The 24,475-nt window shown below is 72.0% G+C and carries 27 protein-coding genes; 12 read left to right on the forward strand and 15 right to left on the reverse strand.

The window, feature by feature from the left end:
* Window positions 1–32: 32 nt before the first annotated feature.
* Window positions 33–656, reverse strand: a complete 624-nt coding sequence (locus FAF44_RS24625) for a TetR/AcrR family transcriptional regulator (protein WP_237105605.1) — start codon at window positions 654–656, stop codon at window positions 33–35.
* A 57-nt stretch (window positions 657–713) separates the two neighbouring features.
* Here FAF44_RS24625 and FAF44_RS24630 point away from each other — a divergent pair, with 57 nt between their 5' ends.
* Both FAF44_RS24630 and FAF44_RS24635 read left to right on the forward strand, forming a co-directional pair.
* Window positions 714–1,106: a VOC family protein gene (locus tag FAF44_RS24630; protein WP_237105606.1), complete on the forward strand. Its 393-nt coding sequence runs from the start codon at window positions 714–716 to the stop codon at window positions 1,104–1,106.
* Window positions 1,103–1,552, forward strand: coding sequence for a cupin domain-containing protein (locus tag FAF44_RS24635; RefSeq protein WP_237105607.1), 450 nt, complete (start codon window positions 1,103–1,105; stop codon window positions 1,550–1,552). Before FAF44_RS24630 ends, FAF44_RS24635 begins: the two co-directional genes overlap by 4 nt.
* A 179-nt stretch (window positions 1,553–1,731) precedes the next feature.
* Here the strand turns inward: FAF44_RS24635 and FAF44_RS24640 are convergent, their stop codons facing one another.
* Window positions 1,732–2,397, reverse strand: coding sequence for a TetR/AcrR family transcriptional regulator (locus FAF44_RS24640; RefSeq protein ID WP_237105608.1), 666 nt, complete (start codon window positions 2,395–2,397; stop codon window positions 1,732–1,734).
* Window positions 2,398–2,491: 94 nt separating this feature from the next.
* Here FAF44_RS24640 and FAF44_RS24645 point away from each other — a divergent pair, with 94 nt between their 5' ends.
* The 3 genes from FAF44_RS24645 to FAF44_RS24655 are packed head-to-tail and all read left to right on the forward strand — an operon-like array spanning window position 2,492 to window position 3,781.
* Window positions 2,492–2,869, forward strand: coding sequence for a DUF1772 domain-containing protein (locus FAF44_RS24645; protein WP_237105609.1), 378 nt, complete (start codon window positions 2,492–2,494; stop codon window positions 2,867–2,869).
* A complete protein-coding gene (locus FAF44_RS24650; protein ID WP_237105610.1) occupies window positions 2,799–3,314 on the forward strand; it encodes a hypothetical protein in 516 nt (171 codons plus the stop codon). The genes FAF44_RS24645 and FAF44_RS24650 overlap by 71 nt, the downstream gene beginning before the upstream one ends.
* A gap of 53 nt (window positions 3,315–3,367) precedes the next feature.
* Window positions 3,368–3,781: a DUF6294 family protein gene (locus FAF44_RS24655; protein WP_237105611.1), complete on the forward strand. Its 414-nt coding sequence runs from the start codon at window positions 3,368–3,370 to the stop codon at window positions 3,779–3,781.
* A gap of 389 nt (window positions 3,782–4,170) precedes the next feature.
* Here FAF44_RS24655 and FAF44_RS24660 read toward each other — a convergent pair whose 3' ends face one another.
* Window positions 4,171–5,559, reverse strand: coding sequence for a hypothetical protein (locus FAF44_RS24660; protein ID WP_237105612.1), 1,389 nt, complete (start codon window positions 5,557–5,559; stop codon window positions 4,171–4,173).
* 150 nt (window positions 5,560–5,709) lie between these two features.
* Here FAF44_RS24660 and FAF44_RS24665 point away from each other — a divergent pair, with 150 nt between their 5' ends.
* Both FAF44_RS24665 and FAF44_RS24670 read left to right on the forward strand, forming a co-directional pair.
* The gene (locus FAF44_RS24665; protein ID WP_237105633.1) at window positions 5,710–6,366 is read left to right on the forward strand and encodes a response regulator transcription factor; all 657 of its coding nucleotides are present in this window, start codon (window positions 5,710–5,712) and stop codon (window positions 6,364–6,366) included.
* Entirely contained in the window at window positions 6,363–7,532 is a 1,170-nt protein-coding gene (locus FAF44_RS24670; RefSeq protein ID WP_237105613.1) for a cell wall metabolism sensor histidine kinase WalK, read from the forward strand. Before FAF44_RS24665 ends, FAF44_RS24670 begins: the two co-directional genes overlap by 4 nt.
* Before the next feature lie 8 nt (window positions 7,533–7,540).
* On the opposite strand, the gene FAF44_RS24675 is transcribed toward FAF44_RS24670, so the two are convergent.
* Entirely contained in the window at window positions 7,541–8,338 is a 798-nt protein-coding gene (locus FAF44_RS24675; protein WP_237105614.1) for an integrase, read from the reverse strand.
* Window positions 8,339–8,533: 195 nt separating this feature from the next.
* Between FAF44_RS24675 and FAF44_RS24680 the strand changes: the two genes are divergently transcribed.
* A complete protein-coding gene (locus FAF44_RS24680; protein WP_237105615.1) occupies window positions 8,534–9,955 on the forward strand; it encodes an FAD-dependent oxidoreductase in 1,422 nt (473 codons plus the stop codon).
* Window positions 9,952–11,268: an MFS transporter gene (locus FAF44_RS24685; RefSeq protein ID WP_237105616.1), complete on the forward strand. Its 1,317-nt coding sequence runs from the start codon at window positions 9,952–9,954 to the stop codon at window positions 11,266–11,268. Before FAF44_RS24680 ends, FAF44_RS24685 begins: the two co-directional genes overlap by 4 nt.
* On the opposite strand, the gene FAF44_RS24690 is transcribed toward FAF44_RS24685, so the two are convergent.
* Genes FAF44_RS24690 through FAF44_RS24705 form a run of 4 tightly spaced genes read right to left on the reverse strand, consistent with a single transcriptional unit; the run spans window position 11,234 to window position 13,627 of the window.
* Window positions 11,234–12,217, reverse strand: a complete 984-nt coding sequence (locus FAF44_RS24690) for a sugar-binding transcriptional regulator (protein WP_237105617.1) — start codon at window positions 12,215–12,217, stop codon at window positions 11,234–11,236. The genes FAF44_RS24685 and FAF44_RS24690 overlap by 35 nt on opposite strands.
* Window positions 12,218–12,276: 59 nt before the next feature.
* Window positions 12,277–13,065 (reverse strand): inositol monophosphatase family protein, encoded by a 789-nt coding sequence (locus FAF44_RS24695; protein ID WP_237105634.1) that lies wholly within the window; start codon window positions 13,063–13,065, stop codon window positions 12,277–12,279.
* Between the two features lie 41 nt (window positions 13,066–13,106).
* Complete coding sequence (locus FAF44_RS24700; RefSeq protein WP_237105618.1) at window positions 13,107–13,310, reverse strand: hypothetical protein; 204 nt, start codon at window positions 13,308–13,310, stop codon at window positions 13,107–13,109.
* The gene (locus tag FAF44_RS24705) at window positions 13,307–13,627 is read right to left on the reverse strand and encodes a TetR/AcrR family transcriptional regulator C-terminal domain-containing protein (RefSeq protein WP_237105619.1); all 321 of its coding nucleotides are present in this window, start codon (window positions 13,625–13,627) and stop codon (window positions 13,307–13,309) included. Before FAF44_RS24705 ends, FAF44_RS24700 begins: the two co-directional genes overlap by 4 nt.
* 178 nt (window positions 13,628–13,805) lie before the next feature.
* Between FAF44_RS24705 and FAF44_RS24710 the strand changes: the two genes are divergently transcribed.
* Window positions 13,806–14,723: a TIGR03619 family F420-dependent LLM class oxidoreductase gene (locus FAF44_RS24710; protein ID WP_237105620.1), complete on the forward strand. Its 918-nt coding sequence runs from the start codon at window positions 13,806–13,808 to the stop codon at window positions 14,721–14,723.
* 9 nt (window positions 14,724–14,732) lie between these two features.
* On the opposite strand, the gene FAF44_RS24715 is transcribed toward FAF44_RS24710, so the two are convergent.
* The gene (locus FAF44_RS24715) at window positions 14,733–15,104 is read right to left on the reverse strand and encodes a helix-turn-helix domain-containing protein (protein ID WP_237105621.1); all 372 of its coding nucleotides are present in this window, start codon (window positions 15,102–15,104) and stop codon (window positions 14,733–14,735) included.
* Window positions 15,105–15,405: 301 nt separating this feature from the next.
* On the opposite strand from FAF44_RS24715, the gene FAF44_RS24720 reads away from it, so the two are divergent.
* Together FAF44_RS24720 and FAF44_RS24725 are read left to right on the forward strand one after the other, a co-directional pair.
* Window positions 15,406–17,007 (forward strand): PP2C family protein-serine/threonine phosphatase, encoded by a 1,602-nt coding sequence (locus FAF44_RS24720; RefSeq protein ID WP_237105622.1) that lies wholly within the window; start codon window positions 15,406–15,408, stop codon window positions 17,005–17,007.
* Window positions 16,997–18,040: a B12-binding domain-containing protein gene (locus tag FAF44_RS24725; RefSeq protein ID WP_237105623.1), complete on the forward strand. Its 1,044-nt coding sequence runs from the start codon at window positions 16,997–16,999 to the stop codon at window positions 18,038–18,040. Before FAF44_RS24720 ends, FAF44_RS24725 begins: the two co-directional genes overlap by 11 nt.
* Before the next feature lie 141 nt (window positions 18,041–18,181).
* Here FAF44_RS24725 and FAF44_RS24730 read toward each other — a convergent pair whose 3' ends face one another.
* The 6 genes from FAF44_RS24730 to FAF44_RS24755 form a co-directional block, all read right to left on the reverse strand.
* Complete coding sequence (locus tag FAF44_RS24730; RefSeq protein WP_237105624.1) at window positions 18,182–18,637, reverse strand: NUDIX domain-containing protein; 456 nt, start codon at window positions 18,635–18,637, stop codon at window positions 18,182–18,184.
* 19 nt (window positions 18,638–18,656) lie between these two features.
* A complete protein-coding gene (gene tmk, locus FAF44_RS24735; protein ID WP_237105625.1) occupies window positions 18,657–19,271 on the reverse strand; it encodes a dTMP kinase in 615 nt (204 codons plus the stop codon).
* Window positions 19,271–20,746 carry a radical SAM protein gene (locus FAF44_RS24740; RefSeq protein WP_237105626.1) on the reverse strand — a complete coding sequence of 492 codons (1,476 nt, stop codon included), beginning with the start codon at window positions 20,744–20,746 and terminating at the stop codon, window positions 19,271–19,273. The genes tmk and FAF44_RS24740 overlap by 1 nt, the downstream gene beginning before the upstream one ends.
* Window positions 20,703–21,503 carry a hypothetical protein gene (locus FAF44_RS24745; RefSeq protein ID WP_237105627.1) on the reverse strand — a complete coding sequence of 267 codons (801 nt, stop codon included), beginning with the start codon at window positions 21,501–21,503 and terminating at the stop codon, window positions 20,703–20,705. Before FAF44_RS24745 ends, FAF44_RS24740 begins: the two co-directional genes overlap by 44 nt.
* A gap of 581 nt (window positions 21,504–22,084) precedes the next feature.
* On the reverse strand, window positions 22,085–23,914 hold the full coding sequence (locus FAF44_RS24750) for a rhamnogalacturonan lyase (RefSeq protein ID WP_272894960.1): 1,830 nt from the start codon (window positions 23,912–23,914) through the stop codon (window positions 22,085–22,087).
* 355 nt (window positions 23,915–24,269) lie between these two features.
* A partial coding sequence (locus FAF44_RS24755) for a hypothetical protein (RefSeq protein ID WP_237105628.1) occupies window positions 24,270–24,475 on the reverse strand: 206 nt, incomplete at its 5' end.

The following is a 24,475-nucleotide window of genomic DNA, read 5'->3' on the forward strand; positions in this document are numbered from 1 at the left end:
GATGTCGCCGGCATGCCGGCGCGCTCCGGTCGTCAAGGAGGCAGCAGGCCGTGGGAGAGCTGGTCGGCGGCCCAGTCTTCCCACTGCGGTGTCGTCCAGCCGCATTCGCGGCGCATCACCAGGAACAGGTCCGGCGACAGGATGCCGACGGTGATGTCGGTGGCCCGGCGCTCGGTCAGGCCGGGACGTAGCGCCTTGAGGCGGGTCAGGATGGCGACGACCGTCCCGTGGGCGGTGTGCCGCTGCTCGCTGTTGGCAGCCCACTGAGCGGCCATGTCGGCGTCGCTCGCCGCCGCGTCGCGGACCACCGCCAGGACGGGGGCGACCCGGTCGAGGATGATCCCGCTCTGGTGCACCCATCCGCGGATGACCTCCTTCGGGTCCTGGGCTTCCTGCAACGCGGTGAACCAGGGCCGGCGCAGGAGTGGCACGGGCTCGTCGTCGCCGGCGGAGGCGACGTCGACCACGTGTTTGAGCAGCAGGCTCTTGGTTCCGTAGTGGAAGTACACCGTCTGCACCGACACCTCGGCCGCGTCGGCGACGAGCTGGAACGTCGTGCCGGCATAGCCCCGCACCACGAACAGCCCCTGGGCGGCGGCCACGATGCGGCTTCTGGTCCGTGCCGAGCGTCGTCTCGGGCTCTTGACGTCCTCCATGGATTTAGAGTACCACTTTAAAGTATGAACTTAGAGCGGCACTACAAGAGGTGAAGCATGGTGATCCTGGGTGGGTTCCACCACGTCAAGCTGCCCGTCGCCAGCGTGCACAAGAGCCTGGAGTGGTACCGGCGGGTGCTCGGCCTCGAGGTGGCGATCGAGTTCATCGAGGACGGCGTGCTGCGCGGTGTCGCGCTGGCCGACGCGGACCAGACGCTCATGATCGCGCTGCGCGAGGAACCCGGGCGGGCCGCCGGGCTGAGCGGGTTCGATCCGGTCGCGCTGGCCGTGCCGACCCTGCCGGCGCTGCACGCCTGGTCCGACCACCTGGACGCGCTCGGCGTGCCGCACTCCGGCGTCTCCGAAGGCAGCGTGGGCTGGCTCATCGGCGGCATCGCCGACCCCGACGGCATCGAGATCCGGCTCTACACCCAGCAGAGACGGTCATGAGCGCGCTCCACCTGCCCGCCGGAACGGGCGCCACGCAGGTGTTTCTCGGCACCACGATGACCGTGAAGCTGGGAGAGGCGGAGACCGGCGGGGCCCTGACCCTGATCGAGCAGGAGTGCCCGCCGGGCTTCGCCACCCCCTGGCACGTGCACCGGCACGACGACGAGGCGTTCTACGTGCTGTCGGGAACCGTCCGGCTCTACTGCGACGAACGGTCCTGGCAGGCCGGGGCCGGCGCCTTCGTCCTGCTGCCCCGCCGCCGGCCGCACGCCTTCGCCAACCGCGAGGACGCTCCGCTGCGCCTGCTCCAACTGACCTGGCCGGCCGGCTTCGAACACTTCGCCGCCGAGGTCGCCGCCTGCGGCACCGGCCCCGGCCCGCTGGCCGAGGTGGCCGCCCGTCACGGCTACCAGATCGTCGGCCCGCCACCGGACGCCGACGCGTGATCCCCTGACGCGCGGCACCCTGTGCCGCCACTGTCGCGGCTCCGCTCGCGGGCCGCACCCCTCGATCGCTCCGGGCTCGCACGGGCCGATCACCGTCACTCATGCGCAAGGAGAGGCAGATGAAGCCCCCATGTGCGTCCATGTCCCCGTCAGGCGGCTCCCGCGCCGTCGGCCCCGTGCTACCCGCCCGGCCTCAGGAGGGCCGCGGCGAGCATGGAGGCGAGCCACTCCTCGTACTCGGCCTCCGCCCATCCGCACACCTTGGTCAGCTTCTCGAAGTTCTCCGTCGAGGTGAGGACGTAGATCTGCGCGGCGGCCCTGGCCGGGGAGAGGCCCGGCCGCAGCGCTCCGAGGGCGTGCAGGTGTTCGGCCGGGCCGCGGCTTCCGGTCAGCCTCTCGTGTTCGATGCCGGCCAGGACGTCCTGGAGCCCGGCGTCGGTCGGGGAGGCGGCGGCCGCCGCGCGGAGCACGCGGTGCACGGGCGTGATGCGGCGCAGGATCGCGGTGGCCATGGCGGCGTACGAGGCCAGCATGCGTGCGGGGTCCGGCTCGTCGATGAGCGCCTGGATCTCGGGGCGGTCGCTCTGCGGCAGCGGCCGGGCGTCTCCGGCCAGCGTGATGTCGTAGACGAGCTTGGCCAGCGCGGGTTTGCCGCCGGGGGCGGACGTGTACAGCGTCTGGACCGCCACGCCGGCCTCGCGTGCCACTTCGGCCATGGTGGTGTCGGCGTAGCCCTTGCTGATCATCAGTTCCCGCGCCGCCGCCGCGATCTTCTGCCGCGTGGCCTGGGCCTGCTCCTGGCGCAGCGCACTGGAGTAGGAGCGTCGCTTCTTCTGCTCGGTCATCGCCAGCCATGATTTCAGAAGTACATTGACTAGATTCATCTCTAATGAAAGAGTATAAATCTAGCGAAGTCTTCGTCAGGGAAGGGGCACTACGGTGTCCGTGGCTCTCGTCGCGTCCAGGACGGTCGCGCTGCTGCTGGTGATCCTCACCCTGGCGGGGCTGGAACCGCTCAACCGGATCGCGGACGCCTGGGACCCCGATCGGCTGCCCGCCGACTGGCAGCGGAGCCGCCGGCGGTGGTTCGACCTGCACCTCGTCCGGGCGGCGCTCGCCCTCGTGGCGTTCGTCTGCCTGATCGCCGCCCAAGCCCTCGACCAGGGCGGGCCGGAGCGGCCGGCAGATCAACCGTCCAGGGCGTGGCCGTCGCACGCCCTCCCAGAGTTCGGGAAAGGAAGACCGCATGGCACGTTCCGTACCGTTCGCACCCGTCCTGGTCGCGATCCTGCTCGCCGGTTGCGGGTCATCGCCTGACCAGGCGGCCGCCGGTGACAGGGGGTCGTGCCCGCTCACGGCCCAGGCCCTCGCCGAGGTCACGGACCTGCGGTGGGAGCTGAAGGAGCGGCTCGACGAGCACCCGCTGGAGACGGCGGAGTCGATCAAGGCGATGGTCTGCCTCTACACGGCGGCCGACGCCCCCCAGGAGGGCTCCGATCCGCTGACGATGCGGGTCGACCTGGTCGAGGGCGCGGACTCCGCCGTGATCAGGAAGAACTTCACCGACACCTGCGCCGGGAACGGGGGCGAGGTGCGGGACGTCTCCGGCGCGCGGGTCTGCGACCGGAACGGGTCGGTCGTGGAGGGGCAGGCCGGCACGGGGGAGCGGGCGATCGACGTCTACTGGGTCAACGCCGACACCTCCACGGCCACCAGGTTCAGCCCGGTCTTCCCCCGGATCCTCGCGGCGGTCTCCGGCTAGCGCCGCCCCGTCCGACCTCAAGAGAAACCGATTCCAAGAGAAGGGAACGTTCCATGAGAAAGTCCATCGGGACGGTCGTCGCCGTCCTCGTCCTCGTCATCGGCCTGGCGTCGCCGGCCGGCGCCGCCTCCCTCGACGAGAAGACGTTCACCTGGAAGCGCCCCATGGCGGCGGGCGACTGCCAGATCTCCTCCGGTGCGACGTGGACGCTGTACTCGAACGGCGCGGCGCGCCTCGACGCCACGGTGTTCAGCCTCGACGGCGACGACGCCTGGTTGATGTGGGCGCGGCTGCTGGACGAGGACCGCGCCGTGCTCGGTGAGATCCGGGTGTCCGGGAGCAACAGCACCAAGTTCGTCAAGAACCTGCCCGTCCAGTTCCGGAAGTACCGCTGGCTCGCCGACGGCCGCTTCGACCCGGACCTGTTCGACCTCGTCGAGTACGTGTCGCTGAGCAAGCACTGCTGATCAAGCCCGACCCGAGCCACCATCAAAGGAAAGAATCATGAAATATGCCACCGTCGGAACGGCCGCCCTCGCTGCGGCGGCTCTGACCATCGCCCTCTCGCCCGCCCAAGCCTCAGCCTCAGCCTTAACCTCGGACTCAGTCTCGGCCTTAACCACCGTCGCCACCGCGCCGCCACCGGACACCTGCCTGGCCGGCTTCGTCTGGCGGGAGGCGCGGCCCGCCGACCACGTCTGCGTGACCCCGAAGGTCCGTGAGCGGACCGCGGTGGAGAACCCGGCAGGTTCGACTGCTCGACCCCGGGCAAGCCGGCCAACGCCTACGCCCGCGCCCAGGACGTCATGTCCGGCCGCTGGTCTGCCAGCGTCCCGGTCCGTGTCGGCTGCGCCGTCTACTGACCCTCCGCGCCGCGCCGCCCGCACGTCCTGCGTACCGACAGGGCGGCGGCCACGCAGGCGAGCGGGATGGCGGGCAGGACGTAGCGGTGGTCGAAGTCGAGCGCCGCCACCGGGCCGACGAGCAGGAACACGGCGAACGACCACGGCAGCAGCGCGGGCCGCCGCCGTCCGGCCGAGCCCAGCGCGCCGGCCAGCAGCAGCACGCCGAAGAGCGGGCCGTGCAGGAACCACGGGTAGGGGTAGGCGGCCAGGATCGACCCGAACGGCTCGACCGAGCTCATGCCACGGATGTCCGGGTCGTACTCCCGCCTGACCTCGCCGATGAGCGCGTGCTCCTCGGGCAGCGTCCAGGAGCCGTGCGGGAAGGTCGTGGCGGGGCGGACCCGCTTGGGGTGGGCGACCGGTTCCCAGGTGAAGGCGAGCGAGGTGTCCCTGACGATCTCGCGCAGGTAGTCGAGCGGCTGGGCGGCGATCGCCCGGACGGCGAACGTCCTGGCCAGGTCGTTGTGGGCGAAACGGCCGCCGGGCAGGCGGTTGAGCGAGGCGCCGGGGGCCCAGACGTACTCGGAGGCGGCGTCCACGACGGTGCCGTTCGGGCACAGCGGGGCCAGCTCGGGCGGCGGCTTGATGATCGAGCAGTCGGCGAAGGTCATGGTGCGCGCCCACAGGGCCACGCCGTCGGAGCCGCTCAGGGCGAACCTGCCGTGGTGCTGGGCGTACCAGCCGGCATAGGCCAGCAGCGGGAGCGCGCCCGCCAGCAGCAGGGCCGCCGTCCGCCGCCACGGCGTGCGGCGCAGCACCAGCCAGAGCGCGGCCAGGCCGATCAGCGGCACCGCCGCCGTCCGGGTCAGCCCCGCCAGGGCGAGCAGGACGCCGGCCACGGCCGCCGCCCGTACGGACACCTCGGGACGCCACATCAGGGCCAGCAGGGCCGCCATCACCAGGACCATCACCTGGAGGTCCGACAGCACGGCGTGCTCCAGTCGTACGAACGACGGGTCGAACAGCACCGGCACCGTGGCCAGCGACGCTCCCCAGCCGGGCAGCGACCAGCGACGCAGCAGTACGTAGCTCAGCACGCCCAGGCCGAGCCCCATCGCGTGCTGCACCCCGACGACCAGTTCCACGCTGTGGAAGGGCCGCAGCAGCCACAGGAAGATCGAGTAGCCCGCGGGATGGAAGGCCCCCTGCGGACGCAGGTGCACGGCGGTGTCCAGGTACGTGAAGGAGTCGTACCAGTAGAGCTGGGCGGTGTCGTACCCCAGCATGACCAGCACGCGCAGTGCGGCGGCCAGGACCAGCACGCACGCGAACACCCGGTGCCCGCCGGCCGGGTGCGGGCCCGGACCCGCCAGGCGGGTCCGGTCGAGGATGGCCGTCATGACTCTCCCTGGCGCGGGCCGGGCGGATCCCGGCCGTAGGGGAGGTAGTCCAGCCGGTGGCCGATAACCTGGCCGTCACCGATTTGGGTTATGCCGGCGTTATGCGGTTCGGTCCAGACTGGCGGCATTTACGATCTTTTGGGGGACGTGGTGCGTGTTCTGGTGGCCGAGGACGAGCGCATGCTCGCCGACTCGATCGCCGAGGGGTTACGCGGGGAGGCGCTGGCCGTCGACGTCGCCTACGACGGGGAGGCGGCCCTCGAACGCCTCGGCGTCCACGACTACGACGTGCTGATCCTCGACCGGGACCTGCCGCTGGTGCACGGGGACGAGGTGTGCAGGCAGGTGGCCGGGCAGGGCCGGCTCGTGCGGGTGCTCATGCTGACCGCCGCGGCCGACGTGCGCTCCCGGGTGTCCGGACTGTCGCTGGGGGCCGACGACTACCTGCCCAAGCCGTTCGCGTTCGAGGAACTGGTGGCCCGGGTGCACGCGCTCGGCCGGCGGGCCAGGCGGGCCGACCCGCCGATGCTGGAGCGCGCCGGGGTGCGGCTGGACTGGGCGCACCGGCAGGTGTTCAGGGACGGCCGGTACGTGCCGCTGGCGCGCAAGGAGTTCGGGCTGCTGGCCGAACTGCTGCGCGCCCAGGGCGCGGTGGTCTCGGCCGAGACGCTGCTGGAGAAGGTGTGGGACGAGCACATAGACCCGTTCACGAACACGGTGCGGACCACGATGATGAAGCTGCGCAGGAAGCTCGGCGAGCCGCAGGTCATCGAGACCGTGCCGGGATCGGGGTATCGCATCCCATGAGCATGCGGCTGCGGTTCGCGCTGGCCTGCGCGGGCGTGTTCCTCGTGATCGCCGGTGCCGCCCTGGTCACCGTCTATCTCGTCGTCCAGGCGAGCCTGCAGTACCGGGCGAGCGTGTTCACCCCGCAGGTCATCACGGTCCGGCACGAGCCGTGGGGCTGGTTGACGGGCGGGCGGTTCGGGCAGGAATACGAGTTCGCCCGGGGGTTCGCCCTCCGTACCCACGCCACCTACCAGGACAGCGTCCTCGGCAACCTGCGCACCGCCGGCGGGCTCGCGCTGCTCGGCGGCACCGGGCTCGCCTTCGTGGTGGGCTGGCGGACGGCCGGCGTCGTGCTGCGCCCGCTCAGGGACGTCACCGACACCGCCCGCCGCATCGCCCAGAGCCACGACCTGAGCGAGCGCATCGGCTACGCGGGCCCGCGCGACGAGATCAAGGAGCTGACCGACAGCTACGACACGATGCTCGGCCGCCTGGCCCGCTCGTTCGACGGGCAGCGCCGTTTCGTCGCCAACGCCTCGCACGAGCTGCGCACCCCGATCACCATCAACCGGACGCTCGTGGACGTGGCCGTGCGGCGGCCGGACGCGACCGACGACGTCAAGCGGCTCGGCGAGTCGCTGCTGCTGGTCAACGCCCGCAACGAGCGCCTCATCGACGGCCTGCTCGCGCTGGCCGAGGGCGAGCAGGCGGTGCTGGACCGGCGGCCGTTCGACCTGACGGACGTGGCCGAGCACGTCCTCGACCAGGCGGCGGGCGAGGCGGCCGAGCGGGAGGTCGTCATCCACCGGCTGCTCGACCCCGCTCCGACGGCGGGCGAGGCGGTGCTGGTCGAGCGGCTGGTGCAGAACCTCGTGGAGAACGCCATCCGGCACAACCAGCCCAGGGGCGAGGTGTGGGTGACGACACGGCGGCGGGCCGAGCGGGTCGAGCTGGTCGTGGCCAACACGGGGCTGCAGGTGCCGCCGTACGAGATCGAGGCGATCTTCGAGCCGTTCCGGCGGTTGCACGGTGACCGGCTGCGCTCCGACCGGGGCAGCGGGCTGGGGTTGTCGATCGTCCGGGTGATCGCCGAGGCGCACGACGGGACGGTGACCGCCACGCCGCGGGAGGAGGGCGGGCTGACGATCACGGTCGAACTGCCCGCCGATCAGGCCCGCTCCTGACGGACCGGTCAGGACTCGCCGAGGTCGGTGCAGTACGCGATCGTCGCGTCGTCCGCCGCCACCCCGTGGCGGGCCTCCGCCGCCCGGACCCGGCGGATGATCTCGGCCGGCCCGCTCGACGCTAGCACGGACAGTACCTCCGGCCAGCCGGCGAGCGCGAACGGGTCCACGAGGCGGCCGGCCCCGTTGCTGAGCAGGGCGGCGCCGGTCACCTCGGAGATCGGGCGACTGCCGCTGATCGCCTCGTCGGCGGCCCGGGGGTCGTCCTTGGCCACCCAGAAGCCGCCCGGCCGGTTCCGGTTGGCGCGCAGGTCCCGCAGGATCCGGCGGTACTCCTCGCTCCCCTCGGCGGCGGCCTTGAGCGCGGGCTCGTACGAGCGGCTGATGACCACCTCCCGGGGGTCGGTGACGACCAGCGGCGGGCCGTCCGCCCGGTCGAGGAGGAGGGCCGCGTCACCGAGCACCAGGTGCTCGACCCGGCCGCCGGACACGCGCAGGAGGGCCACGGCCGCGCACGGGCTGATGGGGTCGGCGACGTCGCAGGTGTCGCGGTGGGCATCCGTCACCCGCTCGACGGCCTCGGCGAGCAGCGCGGGCAGGCCGCGGTCGGGTACGAGTGACAGCAGGCCGAGCAGGGTGCCGCCGAGGCGGTGGGCGTACCAGGCCACGTCGTGCCGGCAGATCGCCGCGCTGCCGGGGATGGCGGCGCCGTCGGTCAGCACGACCGCGTTCGGTGTGACGCCGGTGAAGTCCTCGTTCCTCCGGCCGGGCCGTCCGGCGGCCACGCTCGTCATCGTCACCCGCATGCCGTGTCCCAGCCCTCCGGTTGATCAAGGTTTTCACCCTAACAACCGGTGATTTACACCTTTCGACCAGGGGCTTTTCCAGGGGAAGGTGTGGTGCTAAACGTGCTTTGTGCACGTTCGTGCAGATTTGTTGACCATACGTTCACAGGCGCGTCACAGTGGCGCGACACCCGAGCACTGGAACAAGGAGTGCCTGTGACAACTCTCCGCTATGCACGTGATATCCCGGTCAGCGACGCCACCGACGTCCTCGTCGTGGGCGGCGGGCCCGCGGGGCTCGCGGCGGCCATCGCGGCGGCCCGCGCGGGGGCGTCCGTACGGATCGTCGAGCGCTTCGGCTTCCTCGGCGGAAACCTGACCGCCGGGCTGGTCGGCCCCTGCATGACGTCCTTCTCCCTCGACGGGAGCACGCAACTCGTCCGCGGCGTCTTCGACGAGTTCGTCCGCAGGATGGAGGACGCCGGTGGAGCGGTCCACCCCTCGCGGACCAGGTCGGGCAGCGAGTACTCCGGATTCATGGTCTTCGGGCACGAGGCCGTGACGCCGTTCGACCCCGAGACGGCCAAGCAGACCGCCATGGAGATGTGCCTGGAGGCCGGGGTCGAGCTGCTGCTGCACAGCTTCGTCGTCGACACCACCGTGGCGGACGGGCGGGTCACCGGGGTCGTCGTCGCGAACAAGAGCGGGCTGACCCTGCTGCCCGCCACCGTCACCGTGGACTGCTCCGGCGACGGCGACGTGGCGGCACGCGGCGGCGCCGCCTTCGAGTACGGCCGCTCGGCCGACGGCGAGGTGCAGCCGATGACGGTGTTCTTCCGGGTGTCGAACGTCGACGACGCCAAGGTGCGGGCCTACCAGGACGCCCACCCCGACGAACTGTTCCCCTACCAGGGCATCGTCGAGCGGGCCCGGCGGGAGGGCCGCTTCCCGATACCGCGCCGCGGCGTCCAGTTGTTCAAGACGCTGGAGCCGGGAGTCTGGCGGATCAACACCACGCGGGTGCTCGGCATGAACGGCACCGACGCCGGCGACCTGACCCGCGCCGAAGTGCTCGGCCGGCGGCAGGTCAGCCAGTTGATGACGTTCTTCCACGAGAACCTGCCGGGGCTCGAGGAGGCCAAGCTGCTCGACACCGCCGCCACCGTGGGCGTGCGGGAGAGCCGGCGTATCGTCGGTGAGTACGTCCTGACCTTGGAGGACCTCATCGACGGGAGACACTTCGACGACGTCGTCGCCGTGGCCGGCTACCCCGTCGACATCCACAGCCCGGTCGACGGCGACGGGCCGTTCGAGGACGGCATCCCGCCGACCGCGAACGTCTACGAGATCCCGTTCCGCAGCCTGGTCCCGGCGGAGCTGGACGGCGTCCTCGTGGCCGGACGGTGCGTCTCCGCGACGCACGAGGCGCTGGCCGCAGTACGCGTGATGCCGCCGTCGTTCGCGATGGGCGAGGCCGCCGGGCTCGGCGCGGCGATGGCGGCCGGCGCGGGTGTCGCGCCCCGCCGGGTGGACGTCGTCGAGCTCCAGCGGCGGCTGCTCGCCCAGGGCGCCTACCTCGGCGGCCCGCAGGCCGAGCGCCTGGAGGTCGCGAGCGGCCGGTCAGGAGGCGGGCGATGATCCGCCGCGTGGTCTCGGCGAGCACCATCGGGACCGCGCTCGAATGGTACGACTTCATGTTGTACGGCACCGCGGCCGCGCTCGTCTTCGGCAAGGTGTTCTTCCCCGAAGGCGACCCGCTCGCGGCGACGCTCGCCTCGCTCGGCACGTTCGCGGTCGGCTTCTTCGCCCGGCCCGTCGGAGGGCTGCTGTTCGGCCACCTCGGCGACCGCTACGGGCGGCGGTTCGTGCTCGTCGTGACGCTGACGGTGATGGCCGTCTCCTCGACCGCCATCGGCCTGATCCCCGACTACGGGACGATCGGCGTCGCCGCCCCGGTGCTCCTCGTCCTGCTCCGGGTTACCCAGGGACTCGGCGCCGGCGCCGAGTACGCGGGCGGCGCGCTGATGGCCGCCGAGCACGCCCCTCCCGGCCGTCGCGGGCTGTTCGCCGCGATCCCGCCCACGGGCAACGCGCTCGGCGTCATCCTCGCCACGCTGGTGTTCACCCCGTTCACGTGGCTGCCCCAGGAGGCGTTCCTCAGTTGGGGCTGGCGGGTGCCGTTCCTCGTCAGCATCCTGATCCTGCCGCTCGGCCTCTACATCAGGTCACGGGTCGACGAGACACCGGCGTTCACCGAGACCGTCGAGGCCGGAGGCCGGAGCGACGCGCCGGTCGTCGCGGTCCTGCGGGAGGCGCCGGGCTCGCTGGTCAAGGGCTTCCTGCTCAGCGTCGGGCCGAACGTCGCGACCTACATCCCCAGCGTCTACGCGCTGTCGTACCTGACCGACAACGTCGGCCTGGCGGCGGCGGTCGCCACCGGCGGGCTGCTCGTCGCGAACACGATCAAGCTCGTCACGCTGCCGCTGTCCGGCGCGCTGTCCGACCGCTTCGGCCGCAAGCCGGTGTTCATCGCCGGGGCCACGCTGTGCGCCGCCGCCGCGTTCCCGTTCTTCTGGCTGCTCGACACCGGGAACGTGCCGCTGGTCTGGCTCGCCATGATCCTGGTGCTGACGTTCGCGAACGACCTGATGCTCGGATCGCAGGCGGCGATGTTGCCGGAGCAGTTCCCGACCAGGATGCGGTTCACCGGGGTCGCGGCCAGCCGGGAACTGGCCGCCGCGGTGGCGGGCGGCACCCTGCCGTTCATCGCGGCCTTCCTGACCGCCGGCACGCAGGGCACCTGGGCGATCTCGGCGCTGATGGTCGTCATGTGCGCCGTCGCGATCGCCGGCGCGCTCGGCGTCAAGGACGGCCGCAGCATCGCCTTCAGCGGCGGCGACGGGGCCGGCGCCCCGCTCAGGGATACCGCTCCAGCAGAACGTGGGCGGTGATCTCGTCCACGACGAGTTCGGTGACGTAACCGCCGGCGAGCGCCGCGTGCAGGGCGTCGATCTTGTGGTCACCCGACACCGCGCAGATCCGGTGCTTGACGTGCCGGAGCTGGTCGAGGTCGGGCCCACTCGTCCGCGCGTTGAACCGGATGCCGTCGTGCGATCCGTCCAGCCGGTAGAACGAGGTGGCGATGTCGCCCACGGCTCCGTCCTCGGCGAGGGAGGTGAAGTCGGCCTCGTCGAGGAAGTAGCCGCTCAGGTAGGGGCTGCTGGGCATGCCCTCGGTGACGGTGCCCAGGCTGAACAGCACCGCGTCGGCGCTCTGCTGCAACTCGACGATCCGGCGCACGCTGCGCTCGCGCAGCAGCAGCTCCTTGGTCTCCGGCGAGTCGAAGAACAGCGGCACGGGGAACTGCTGGACGTAGGCGCCGAACGCCGCCCCGAACGCGGTCAGCATCGCGCCCGAGTAGTGCACGCCCGTCGTGCGGGCGTTGCCGAGCCCGTTGAGCTGCACGATCTGGGAGTTCGCGGTCACCTTGGGGATCAGGCAGCGGCTGATCGCGTTGACCATCGTTCCCCACGACAGGCCGATGATCATGTCGGAGTCGAACACCGAGGTGAGCAGCCGGGCCGTGTACACGGCGCACCGTTCCAGCCGCTCCACCGTGGACGCCGTCGTGGGCACCGGCACCACGTGCGCCTGGACGCCGTACCGGCCGGCGAAGTCCGCCTCGCTGCGGGTGGACCGGGTCCGGGGCGGCATCACGCGGATCTCGACCAGGCCCACCTCACGCGCGTAGGCGAGCAGCCGGGACACGGTCGAGCGTGACGCGCCGAGCTCCCGGGCGATCGTGTCCATCGTGACGCCGTGCAGGTAGTACTTCCTCGCCGCCCACAGGGCGTCCTCCACCCTGTGGTCGACGGCCGGGCGCTCACCTTCGACGGACATAGGGAACTTCCTACAGCGGCGGACCGCCGATCAGCAAGCGTCGGCCCAGGTGAGAGCGGTCACCGGAGACTGCCGACGAGCTCCAGCAACGCCGCGTGGGTCTCGTCGTCGGACGCGACGACGAGCCCGCCGGAACCGGTGAGCGACGGACGGCCGTCGAGCCCGGTCACCACGCAGCCGGCGGCCCGGCACACCGCGATCCCGGCGGCGAAGTGCACGTTGTCGTGCATCCGGCCGTCGGTGACGTACGCGGCCCGCCGGCCGGCCGCGACCCACGCCACCGCCAGCGTGGTGGACAGCACCCGCGGGCGGAACCGCGCACCGAACCCCGGGTCGGCCAGCAGCGCGGCGGCACGGAAACCGGGCGCGTTCGGGAACGGCGGGTCCAGGTTGACCTCCACCAGGTTCGAGTCCGGCGACGGCCGCAGCGGCTCGTCCACGCCGTCGCGGCGCAGGCACGCCCGGACGCCGTCGGTCCAGAACACCTCACCGGCGAACGGGTCGGCCGCAGCCGCCGCCGTGACGTCCCGGCCCGCGCGCAGGGCGACGTTCACCGAGACCAGCGGGCTGCGCACGGCGTAGTTCAGCGTGCCGCACAGGGGATCGACCAGCCACATGCGCTCCGCCCCGGACGGCCCCGAGCGCCCGCCCTCCTCGCCGGTCACCGCGTCATCGGGCCGGGCGGCGCGGATCACGTCGGTGACGGCCCGCTCCGCCGCCACGTCGGCCGCCGTGGCGAAGTCGCCCCCGCCCTTCTCCAGGCGTTCCCCCGGCCCGCCGAACATGTCACGCACGACGGCACCCCCGGCGAGCGCCGCCGCCCTGGCCAACTCGACATCCGTCATCATCACGAACCGCAGCATAGATCGCCCCGGCACCCCGGCCAGACTTAGCCCTGGGCCGCCCGGAAAGTCGGGTTTCGGCGCGGGTGCCAGAAGCGGCCGTCGAGCAGCAGGCCCCGGACCCGGGTGGTGATGAGCCGGTGGGCCGTGATCAGCAAGGCCCGTTCGGACCCGTGGGCCTCGGCGGACAGCTCCTGCACCAGGGGGTGTCGCCAGTCGAGGATCGGCGTGGCCGCCGTACTTCCCGTCATGTCAGTTCGCGGGTGGCGGTGGTGATGAGGGTGTCGACGCCGTTGAGGATCAGTTCGAGGCCGAAGCCGAAGTCGCCGTCGTAGGGGAGTGGGACGGAGGCGAACATCTCGGCCGCGTCGGGGAAGCGGCCGGGGTCCACGAGCCGGGCCAGGGTGCGGCCGTGGTCGCGTTCGCTCCGGGCCTGGTCGAGGCCGCCGCCCTGGCGGCCCTGCGCGAGCTGCTGCTCCTGTGCGCTGGCGGTGCGGACGTAGCCGCCGATCAGGTTCACCACGCCGAGTTCGGCCGGCCCCGCTGGGAGCCGGCGGGCAGCCGCCACAACCGCCTCAACGGCGCGGACACCTTTCCCTCCGGACCCTCCGGCCCCACGCTTCGCACGCCTGCGACACTACCGGGCCCGCCTGCCCGCCGCCCTCTCGCGCGGGGCCGCCCCACCATGCTCGACCAGCACTATCTTTTGACTAGCGGGCTATGAAAAACATAGTAGTGTCGCCATCATGGAACTCGGTATCGCACTGCCCACCTCCGGGCCGCTGGCCGGCCCCGCCAACATCACCCGCGTCGCGCGCGAGGCGGAACGGCTCGGGTACGACTCGGTGTGGACCTACGAACGGCTGCTCCGTCCCACCGCACCCATACCCATGGGCGGCGGCGACCCACAGCGGGTGCCCGAGGTCTACCGGCTGGTCTACGAGCCGCTGGAGACGCTGAGCTACGTGGCCGCCGTCACCGAGCGGATCAAGCTCGGCACCAGCATCGTCGACGCCCTGCTGCACCCGGCGGCCGTGCTGGCCAAGCGGTTCGCCACCCTCGACCAGCTCAGCGGCGGCCGGGCCGTGGCCGGGCTCGGCCAGGGGTGGATGCCGCAGGAGTTCGCCGCGACCGGCGTGCCGATGAGCCGGATCGGACGCGGCATGGACGAGGTCGTCGCCGCCATGCGGGCCTGCTGGGGGCCGGACCCCGTCTCGTACGAGGGCGAGTTCACCACCATCGCCGAGTCGGAGATCAACCCCAAACCGGCGCAGGCGCGATTGCCGATCCTGCTCGGCGCGATGACGCCGGCCGGCGTCCGGCGGGCCGCCCGCATCGCCGACGGCCTCAACCCCGTGGCGCTCTCCCGCGACGCGCTGCTCGACCTGGTCAAGAGCTACCGGTCGGCCGTCGAGGACCTCGGCCGCGACCCCGCCTCGGTGACCGTGGTCGCCAGGGCCAACGAGTCGCCCACCACCGAGCCGCTGGGCGGCGATCGCCCGTTCCTGGGCGGCTCCCCGAGCCAGATCGCCAGCGACCTGGCGGGGCTGGAGGGCACCGGCGTCGATCACGTCCTGTTCACCACCACGAACGCCGAACCCGACCGCACGGTGGACGAGACGCTCGCCCTCTACGCCGAACTCATCGACCTGGCCCGCCGCTAGAGGCCGGGCTCAGGAACGGCAGAGCTCGCCGACGTTGTTGCGCTCGGCCCAGGAGCGCAACTCCTCGAACGCCCGGCGCAGATCCTCGCCGACCGGGGTGAGCCGGTAGCGGACCGCGCCGCCCGGCCCCTCGGCGAGCTGCCGCTCCACGAGCTGGGCCGCCATCAGCTCGCGCAGGCGGTCGGCGAGGATGGCGTCGGTGATGCCGGAGACCATCCTGGCCAGCTCGCCGAACCGGGCCGGCCGCTCCATCAGGGCGACGAGCACCATGCCGTTCCAGCGCTTGCCGAGCACCTTGAACACGTCCACGAACTCCACGCCGCACGAGAGGCCGGGCGGGCCGTCGTCGGCGGGGGAGTGCTCCGGGACGTGTTCGGCCATGGTGACCAGCCTACCTCCGGCCGCACCGGCGGCCTGCGGCCCTTCAGGTCAGGACCCGCCGGGCTCGTGCGCCAGGAAGAACGCCTGCGGGGCCGCTCGCTCTCGTCCGGCTCCCGCCCCGGAGCTCGACGCTTCGGTGCGCAGGCCATCCGGTCCCCGCCCGGGCGGGCCGGGTCGTGCGGGTTTCCTGGGGCGAGGGAACCAGGTGAAAGATCCTGCAAAGAAGCGATATAGCAGGCAGATGGTGGTGACGCTTCGCCGGTAGCGTGAGGAATCTGGTGAATTCGGGTGGGATGGTGCCATGGTCCGGACGGTGTGGGAGGACGCGCCGTACCCCATGCTGGAGGTCAGCACCGCGGGAGTCGTCGAGCAGGCGAACAAGGCGGCCCGCGCGCTGCTCGCCGTGCCGCCGGCCCGTCCCGTCGTCGGCGAGCGGCTGGAAAGGACCGCCCCGCAGTGGCTCTCGCAGGCGCACCACCTGCTCTCCTCCGGGCACGGAGCCGGCGGCGCCGGCCCCGGACGGGAGGCGCCGTACGGCCGGATCGGCGAGCGCGTCTACCAGGCGCACGCCGTGTGCGCCGCCGGCGACCGGGCCGTCTGGTGGCTCGTCGACGTCACCGCGCAACAGCGCGCACTGCGGTCACTGCGGGACTGGGCCGGGTTCATCACCGAGGCCGGCAACGAGTTGCTGCCGTCGCTGAACCTCGACCGCTGCCTGGAGACGACCGCCTGCCTGGCCGCCCGCCGCCTGGCCGACGTCGCGCTGGTCGTCCTGCCGCTGTCCGGTCGCAGGTACGCGATCGCCCGCTGCGGCCCACGCGGCGAGCCGGTCAGGGAGGACCTGGACATCGACCCGCGCACACTCCCCGGCCTCGCCGAGGCGCTGCAGGGCTTCCCGCCGGTGCCCACGCGCTGGACCGCGCCCGCGGACGTCCCCGGCTGGGTGCTGCGCGACGGGTCCGGGGCGGCGGGGTCGGTGGCGGTGACCGCGCTGCCCGGCCACGGGCTGCCCGCGGGCGCGCTGGTGCTGGTGCGCGGCACGCGGGCCGGCTTCTCGGAGCACGAGGGGCTGTTCGTACGGCTGTTCGCCATGTGGGCCGGCTCCGCCATCTCGGTCGCCCGCCTGTACGCCGAGCAGGCCGTCGTCTCCGAGACCCTGCTGGCCGAGCTGCTGCCGCCGCCCACGCCGGACCTGGAAGGCGTGGAGCTGGCGGCGCTCTACCGGCCCGCGGGCCAGGAGGAGCGGGTCGGCGGCGACTTCTACGACGTGTACCCCGCCGCCGGCACCGGCGGCGAGTCGCTGGTGGTGCTCGGGGACGTGGCGGGCAAAGGACTGGAGGCCGCCGTGCTCACCGGCCGCATCCGCAACACGCTGCGGGCCCTGCTGCCGCTGGCCGACGACCACCAGCGGGTGCTGGAGCTGCTGAACGGGGTGCTGGTCGCCGACGGCGATCCGTCCCGTTACGTCACGCTCGTACTGGCCTCGTTCGAGCACCGCGGCTCGCGGGTGGCGTTGCGGCTGACCAGCGCCGGGCACCCCGCGCCGCTGATCCTGCGCAACGACGGCCGCGTCGAGACGGTCCCGGCCGTCGGCACGCTGATCGGCGTGCTGGAGGACGTCACCAGCGTCACCGACTCGGTGGTGCTGGAACCCGGCGAGACCTGCCTGCTCTACAGCGACGGCATCATCGAGGCCAGGGGCGGCCCGCTCGGCTCGGAGTTCCTCGGCGAGGAGCGGCTGGGCGAGCACCTGCGGCAGTGCGCCGGCATGCCGCCGGAGGCGCTGGCGGAGCGGGTGCAGATGCTGGCCTCCCAATGGGCCGGCGAGCGCGAGCACGACGACATGGCGGTCGTCGCCATCTCGGCCCCGCGCGCGGCGCGGAAGGACACCCGTGACGAGTGACGTCGAGGAGCGCGCGCAGGCGCTGTGGGCGGCGGCGACGGCCGGTGACGAGCACGCGGCCACCGACGTGGCGATGGCCGCGCTCGACGCCGGGATCCCCATGGAGACCCTGCTGCTGGACATCGTCGCCGACGTGCAGTCGCGCATCGGCCGCGACTGGGCGGCCAACCGCATCACGGTCGCCCAGGAGCACACCGCGACGGCGGTCAACGAGCGGGTGCTCGACGCCCTCGCCGACCGCTGCGGCGAACGGGCCGACTCGCAGCCGGCCCCTGGACGGATCCTGGTGGCGTGCATCGACGGCGAGTGGCACGCCTTCCCGGCCCGGCTGCTGGCCGAGGTGCTGCGGGGACGCGGCTGGCACGTGGACTACCTGGGCGGCCAGGTCCCCACGCCGCACTTGGTCGCCCAGCTCCACCTGACGAACCCGGACGTCGTCGCGCTGTCCGGCTCGCTCGCGGTCCGGCTGCCGGCCGCGCACGGGGCGATCACCGCCTGCCAGGCCGCGGGCATGCCGGTCGTGGCCGGCGGTCCCGCCTTCGGCGCGGACGGCCGCTACGCCCGTCTGCTCGGGGCCGACGCCTGGGCCCCGGACGCACGCGCCGCCGCCGACCTCCTGGCCACGGGACCACCGCCGCGCCGGCCCGCGCCCGGCCGCCGTAGCCCCGACGACCCGCGGCACCTGGCCGACCCGGAGTACGCCGAACTCACCCGGTCCGCCCCGGACGTGGTCCGGGACGTCGTGGAGGAACTGGCCAGGAGCGTCCCCGACGTGCCCGCCGCCACGGAGCAGCAGCTCGGACGGACCGCGGAGCACGTCGCCCACCTCGTCGACTACCTGCGGGCCGCCCTGTACGTGGACGATCCCGAACTCTTCTCCTCCTATGTGAGCTGGATGAGCAGGGTGCTGACGGCGCGCGGCGTCCCCGCGGAACTGCTGACCTCGGCCCTGTCGGCGCTGTCCGACCGCCTCACCGCCCTGCCCCGCGCCCGCTCCACCCTGGCCACCGCCCGCGCCGCCCTCCGCCACTGACCCCCGAGCAAGACGCCTATCCAGTACGAGGGCCGCGCAGCCCTCCCGATCGACCTCGATCCGCAGCCTCCACGAGACCGTGTGATGTGTACCAGGTCGGCATGCCTACGCAACCGACGGTTGCTGATCGTTGGTGCGTGTCTATCGGGGGGCGAGTTCGGGCCAGCCGTGCAGACCGAGGCCCACGCCGTCGAGATGGAGACTGACCCCCGCGGCCGTGTACGGGACGGTGTTGTCCGGTAGCCGCTCGGCCGGGACCCAGCGCAGCTCGGCGCACTTGGCCGGCTCGGCGTTGACCACCTCGCCCTTCCACGAGCCGGTGGCGAAGAACACGCCCATGCGCGGCTTGCCCTCCGGCGACAGGTGGTGGACCACGGTGGCGGGCCGCAGGAAGGCCGGGTCCAGGCGGACGCCGACCTCCTCCCTGGCCTCGCGGATCGCGCAGTCCACCACCGTCTCGCCCTCTTCGAGGTGACCGGAGGGCAGGCAGTACCAGCCGTCTCTGTATCCGGTGCCGTCTCTCAGGCACAGCAGGATGTCGCTGCCGCGCTCGAGGATCACGTGGACGTCGACGACCACCCGGTACCGCTGCGTCATGGCCGATCACCTCTGTGAGCTACTCCGCTTGGTTGCGTGACAGTAGCGCACTGGCGTGGCGGGTGATGGCGTGGACGGCGGCTTGCGGTGAAAACTCCCCGGTGTCCAATCTGAACGTCGGGAAGCCGTCCTCGATGAGGAGGTCGGCGAGCTCGTCATACAGGCGGACCTCGGGGCCGCTGGAGCCGTCGTGCTCGAACCGGGAGTGCGCGCCGCGCTCTCGCAGCCTGGCGTCGAGCAGGTCCGGCGCGGCGGTGAGGATCAACGCCAGGTCCGGACGCCGGGCGGGCGCGTTGAGGCGACGGACGTACTCCAGCGGCACTTCGTCGAGCACCTGCAGGACGTAGGAGGACGGCACGTACCGGTCGCACAGCACGAGCTCGCCACGGGCCAGCGCCGGCTGGATCTCCGTCGCCAGGTGATGGAACCGGTCGGCGGCGACCAGGCACGCTAGCGACAGCCCGTGGAAGTCGACAGTGCGCTCGCGGGCGGCGCGGCCGAGCAGCCCGGCCGACGGCTCTCGGGTCAGGTGGACGGTGTGGCCGATCTCTTCCAACGCGGCGCCGAGGAGCGGCAGGAGGGTCGACTTGCCGGCGCCGCCTGGCCCATCGACGGTGATGAACAGGCCGGGCATCAGCGGCTCCCGGTGGTGCGGCGTCGGGCGTGCTGTTCGCGGGCGAGTTCGGCCAGGTGCTGATGGATCTCGCTCTCGGTGGCCTCTCCGAACTGGATGCCGGAGGAGAAATTGAACTCGTCGCGTCCGCGCAGGGCGGCGTCGTCGGCTCCGAGGTCGACGGGGGCGTAGTCGAGCAGTTGCTCGGCGGTGTAGCGGCCGTCGGCCATGAGCCGTCCCCATTCCGGCGTGCCCGGGTAGGGGCGGAACTGGAAAACGGATGCCCGGAACGTTCCATAATCGGAATGCTCGGTCACCTCCCACAGCCGGTGGACGAGGTCGACCGTCTGCCGCAGCTCGGCGCGGCTCTCGCCGGGGAAGCCGAGGATGAAGTACCCCTTCACGCCGATCCCGCGCCGGGTGAGCCGCTCGACGACCGAGAGCACCATGTCCGGGGTGATGCGCTTGTCGATGTAGGACAGGACCCGCTCGCTGCCCGACTCGATGCCGAGCGCCACCTCCCGTAGCCCGCACGCGGCGAGCTGGTCGAGCTGGTCCTCATGGCGCCGGTCGAGCACATTGATCCGGCCGGTCGCGTCCCACACTGCCCACCTTCCGATGCCGGCCTGCTCGAAGGCGTGCGTCATCCGGTCGATGATGCGGCCGGCTCCGAGGAACAGGTCGTCCACGAACCGGAATGCCCTCACCGCGTGCCGGTCCCTGAGCTGCTGCATCTCGTCGATGATGTTGAGAGGGTCGCGTACGCGGATCGTCACGTCCGGGTTCGCGGAGACGGCCGCGCCGCAGAACGAGCAGTCATAGGGGCAGCCGCGGGCGCCCACCATATTGGCCTCGAAGCGGCCGTCGTCGGCGAGGTAGGGGTCTTGAGCGAGGTAGCCGCGGTCGACGAACGGGAGCGCGTTGATGTCGGGTGCCAGGTGGTGGCCGGTGCCGGGCTGGCCGCCGGTGACGGGTCGGTGAAGGACCGGGTCGAGCCACATGACGGCGGGCAGGTCGGCGCGGGATCGGTGGTCGGCGAGGAGTTCGACAACACGGGTCTCGGCTTCGCCCAGGATGAGGGCGTCGCAGCGGGCCATGCGCGGGTCGGTGAGGATTCGCTGCGGCATGGCCTTGGCGTGGTGGCCGCCGGCCATGATGCGGATACCTGGATTGAGCGCAGCCGCGATGGTGGCGGTCAGTTCGTAGGTGGGGGCCAGCAGGTTGAAGCCCGCCCAGCGGGGCCGGGCCTGGTTGATGACAGCGATGGTCTCGTCCACCGGGAGCCCGGCGGCCTCGGCGTCCAGGACGCCGACGCGGTAGCCGCGGGTGGCGGCGTAGGTGGCGATGTAGGCCATCCCGAGGACGGGCAAGGTGTAGTCGTTGACACGGGGGTGGACTCGGTAGTCGCGCAGCGGCGCGTTCACGAGGAGCAGGTCGAGCTGCCCGCTGGGGTCAGTGCAGGGGCTTTCCTGGATGAGCGGGGGGTTGCTGGGCATGGTGGTCTCCCCAGGAGAGGGTGAGAGCGGTGAGAGTGGACAGGTGTGGCCCGGCCAGGTCGCGCCAGCGGGCGGCGAAGGCGGGCTCGTCGTGAGGCCACATCGAGGCAGGGTCGGCTCGGCGGGCCCAGGTGCGTACGGCCAGATCGCCGTAGGGGTAGAGCGAGAAGTCTCCGGTGTGGTCCGCGGCTGCGGCGCCGGCGGTCCACGGACCGATCCGCGGTACCGACTGCAGGGCCTTGACCAGCACGTCGGCGGGCATAGCGGCCCACTCGTCACGGTGGCGCAGGTACGCATTGGCGGCGGCCTGGAGAGGGCTGCGTTTGAACGCCATCCCGAGGGCCGTGAACTTCTGATCCGGCATGGTGAGGATCTGCTCCGCTGTCGGGGGCAGACACGTGGGGCCGGATGGTTGCCCGAGCGCGTCGAGCAGCGCCCGGTACATGGTCCGAGCCTGGGCGGCGCGGATGACCTGGCGGATGATGGCCGTGGCCAGGGCGTCCCACAGATCGGCGTTCGTCACGCGGCGAACGGGAGGGAGCCCCTGCAGGGCGCCGGCCAGGCCCCCAGGCAAGGGGAGCTCCGCCAGGGCGGCGGGGTCGTAGGTCACCAGAGGGGGAGGTGCTCCCTCACCGGCGAGCCGGACCGGGTCGTACGCGGCGGTCGCCTCGATCAGCCATGCCCCTGTCGATGTACGCATGGCGCGGGTGGGCCGGCCGGGCAGGTGCCAGCTCGGATGGTCCAGCATCCAGGTCATGGCTGTCGATCTCCACGTGTGCGGCTCGGGTCCAGATGCACGAGTGTGACAGGGCGTCGGCCTCCACGGGGTGTCGTGGCGGGAATGGATCAGGGTTCGGGCCCAGGGGCAGGGCATGGCAACTGCGGCCGGGGCGCAGCAGCTCCAGAGCCTCGCGCTTCGGCCGGCCTGTCGGCCGGCGTCCATTGCGCGGTGGGCCTGGGCGGCGTAGGCGTGGGCCTGGTGAGCGTCGCGCCGAGTCACAGCCGCGTTCTCTCACGTCCTACATGAGCCGTATGCCGACAGCCAGGTGACCGCCGGATCCGCAGCGGCGATGCCGTCACCGGACGCGCCGAGGCAGCCCCGCAGGGAGAATGGCGGGGCTGCCGTCCGCGAGCACGGCACGCGACGCGGCACTACTACGCGAGCCTGCTCTTGACCGAGGGCGAGAACCCGAAGGCGATCGCCAAGTGGATGGGACACACCGATGGCGGCGTGCTTCTTCCGTAGACCGATGCGCACCTCATGGACAAGAGCGAGCGCGCTGCGGCGGCCCGGTTCCGCGGCTGACGGCCCGGGAGATCGGCTGGTGGTGGCCGTGGTCAGCGGACGTAGATGTCGGGTCTCGGTGGGGTGGGCATGCGGTCGCCGAGGAAGAAGCCGGTGTGCGGGGGCTGGTTGTAGGCGGTGTTCTGCCAGGCCACCGACACCCGGTAGAGCGGGTCGTGCATCAGGGTGTAGATGCGCCGGTCCGTCGGCGTCGGGGTGGCGTAGATGCGCAGGGCGCGGTTGTCGCTGGTGGGCCAGATGACCTCCTCGCGCCAGTCGCCGAACAGGTCGGCCGACAGCGCGGGCGTCGCCTTGGTGCCGTTGTTGGAGTGCACGCCGGAGGCGGTCAGCAGGCGGGTGTCGGCGTCGGTGCCGTACTTGTCGATCCTGGTCTGGTCGAGCAGTTCCCTGACGGGGTCGGCGTCCCACCAGACGAGGAAGTTGACCGAGGACGGCTCGCGGGCGGCGCTGTTGCCGGTGACGCTGCGCAGGGTCGTGTCGGCGGCCGACCAGAACTCGCTGGCGATGCGCACGGTCGAGATGTCGCCGGCCACGCCGCGGCCGTTGTCGGAACCGGAGGCGGTGGACCAGAGGACCGAGCCGTTGCGCGGGTCGATGTAGAGCGAGCCCGGCTGGGAGGTGGACTCGCTGACCTTGAAGTACTCCAGGCCCGCGCGCGCCGGGTCGAAGTCGCCGAGGTGCTGGGCGTCGCCGTGGCCGGTGCCGGTGGTCCACATGCCGGAGCCGTTGTCGTTGACGGCCATCGCGCCGTACACGATCTCGTCGCGGCCGTCCTGGTCGATGTCGCCGACGGACAGGCTGTGGCTGCCCTGTCCGGCGTACTGGGAGCCGGCCGAGTTGCTGTCGAACGTCCAGCGCTTGGTGAGCGTGCCGTTGCGGAAGTCCCAGGCGGCGATGACGCTGCGGGTGTAGTAGCCGCGCGCCATGATCAGCGAGGGACGCTCACCGTCCAGGTACGCCGTCCCGGCCAGGAACCGGTCCACCCGGTTGCCGTAGTTGTCGCCCCACGAGGAGACCGTGCCGCGCGGCGGGTCGTAGTTGACGGTGGACATCGCCGCGCCCGTCAGGCCGTTGAACATGGTCAGGAACTCGGGGCCGGACAGGACGTAGCCGCTGGAGTTGCGGTAGTCGGCGCTGGAGCTGCCGATCACGGTGCCGACGCCGTCCCGGGTGCCGTCGGCGGTCTTCATCGCCACCTCGGCGCGGCCGTCGCCGTCGTAGTCGTAGACCTGGAACTGCGTGTAGTGCGCGCCGGCGCGGATGTTGCGGCCCAGGTCGATGCGCCACAGGCGGGTGCCGTTCAGCCGGTACGCGTCCACGAACACGTTGCCGGTGTAGCCGGACTGGGAGTTGTCCTTGGCGTTGGACGGGTCCCATTTCAGCACGATCTCGTACTGTCCGTCGCCGTCCATGTCGCCCACGCTGGCGTCGTTGGCGCTGTAGGTGTAGGCGACGCCGTCCGGGGTGGTGCCGCCCGACGGCGGCGAGATCGGCACGTCGAGGTACGAGCCGCCGGTGAAGCGCAGCGAGGCGGGCGAGGCGGCCTGCTCGGTGCCGCCGACCACGGCCCGCACGGTGTACGAGGCGTCGGCGGCGGCCCCGTTGTCGAGGTAGTTGGTGGAGGCGGTCAGGCCCGAGGCCACCTGGGTGGAGCCGCGGTAGACGTTGAAGGAGACGCCGTCCGGGTCGGTGCCGAGCAAGCGCCAGGAGACGAGGTTGCCGGAGCCGGAGCGCACGCTCACCAGCCCCCGGTCCAGGTCCTCCATCTGCTTGGTCGGCGGCGCCGCCTGTACGGGGGCGGACGGGATCGTGATCGCGGCCATGGCCAGGACGGTGGCCAAGGCTGCCAGGTGTAAGCGCATGACGGTTTCCTTTGCGGTTGGTAAGCGCTTTCCCAGTGGGCAAAAAGAAAGTTTCATGAGGCGGGGTGACGCGGTGATAGCGCTAACAGGCGAACGCGGAGATCGAGGGCGGTGAAATGTGCTGCCCGACCTGGGGGGATGGTCACAGGGGCTCCTCGTCGGCGGCAGGGGTGGCTGGGTCAGCGCCAGGGCGTATTTATAGCCAGGCGGCAGGTGATCCGCAAGAGCGCCCTTGCCGCCGCTCTGACTGCCCGCCCGTCCCGATGTCAGCGCCCGGACCGCCGTTCCATGCGGCGCTCCCGCTCCGGGCGAGCGCCGCATGGCCGGGATCGATCGGACGGCGGCGACGGAATCGTCAGCTCCCGGACTCCGTCAGCCCCCGGAACAGGCCGGTCACGCCGACCGAGTCCAGGAGTGAGGGGGAGGCGTCACCGGCGGACGCCGCCGGAGGGCCGGAGCAGAGGGCCGGGTGCGCAGCCATCGCGTTCAGGATCCGGCCCACGCCGACCGAGCCCAGCAGCGTCGGCTGCCTGGGCGCGGCGGCGGGAGCCGGGGTGGCGG

It is taken from the genome of Nonomuraea sp. MG754425 (genome assembly GCF_021699195.1).
GTDB lineage: Bacteria > Actinomycetota > Actinomycetes > Streptosporangiales > Streptosporangiaceae > Nonomuraea.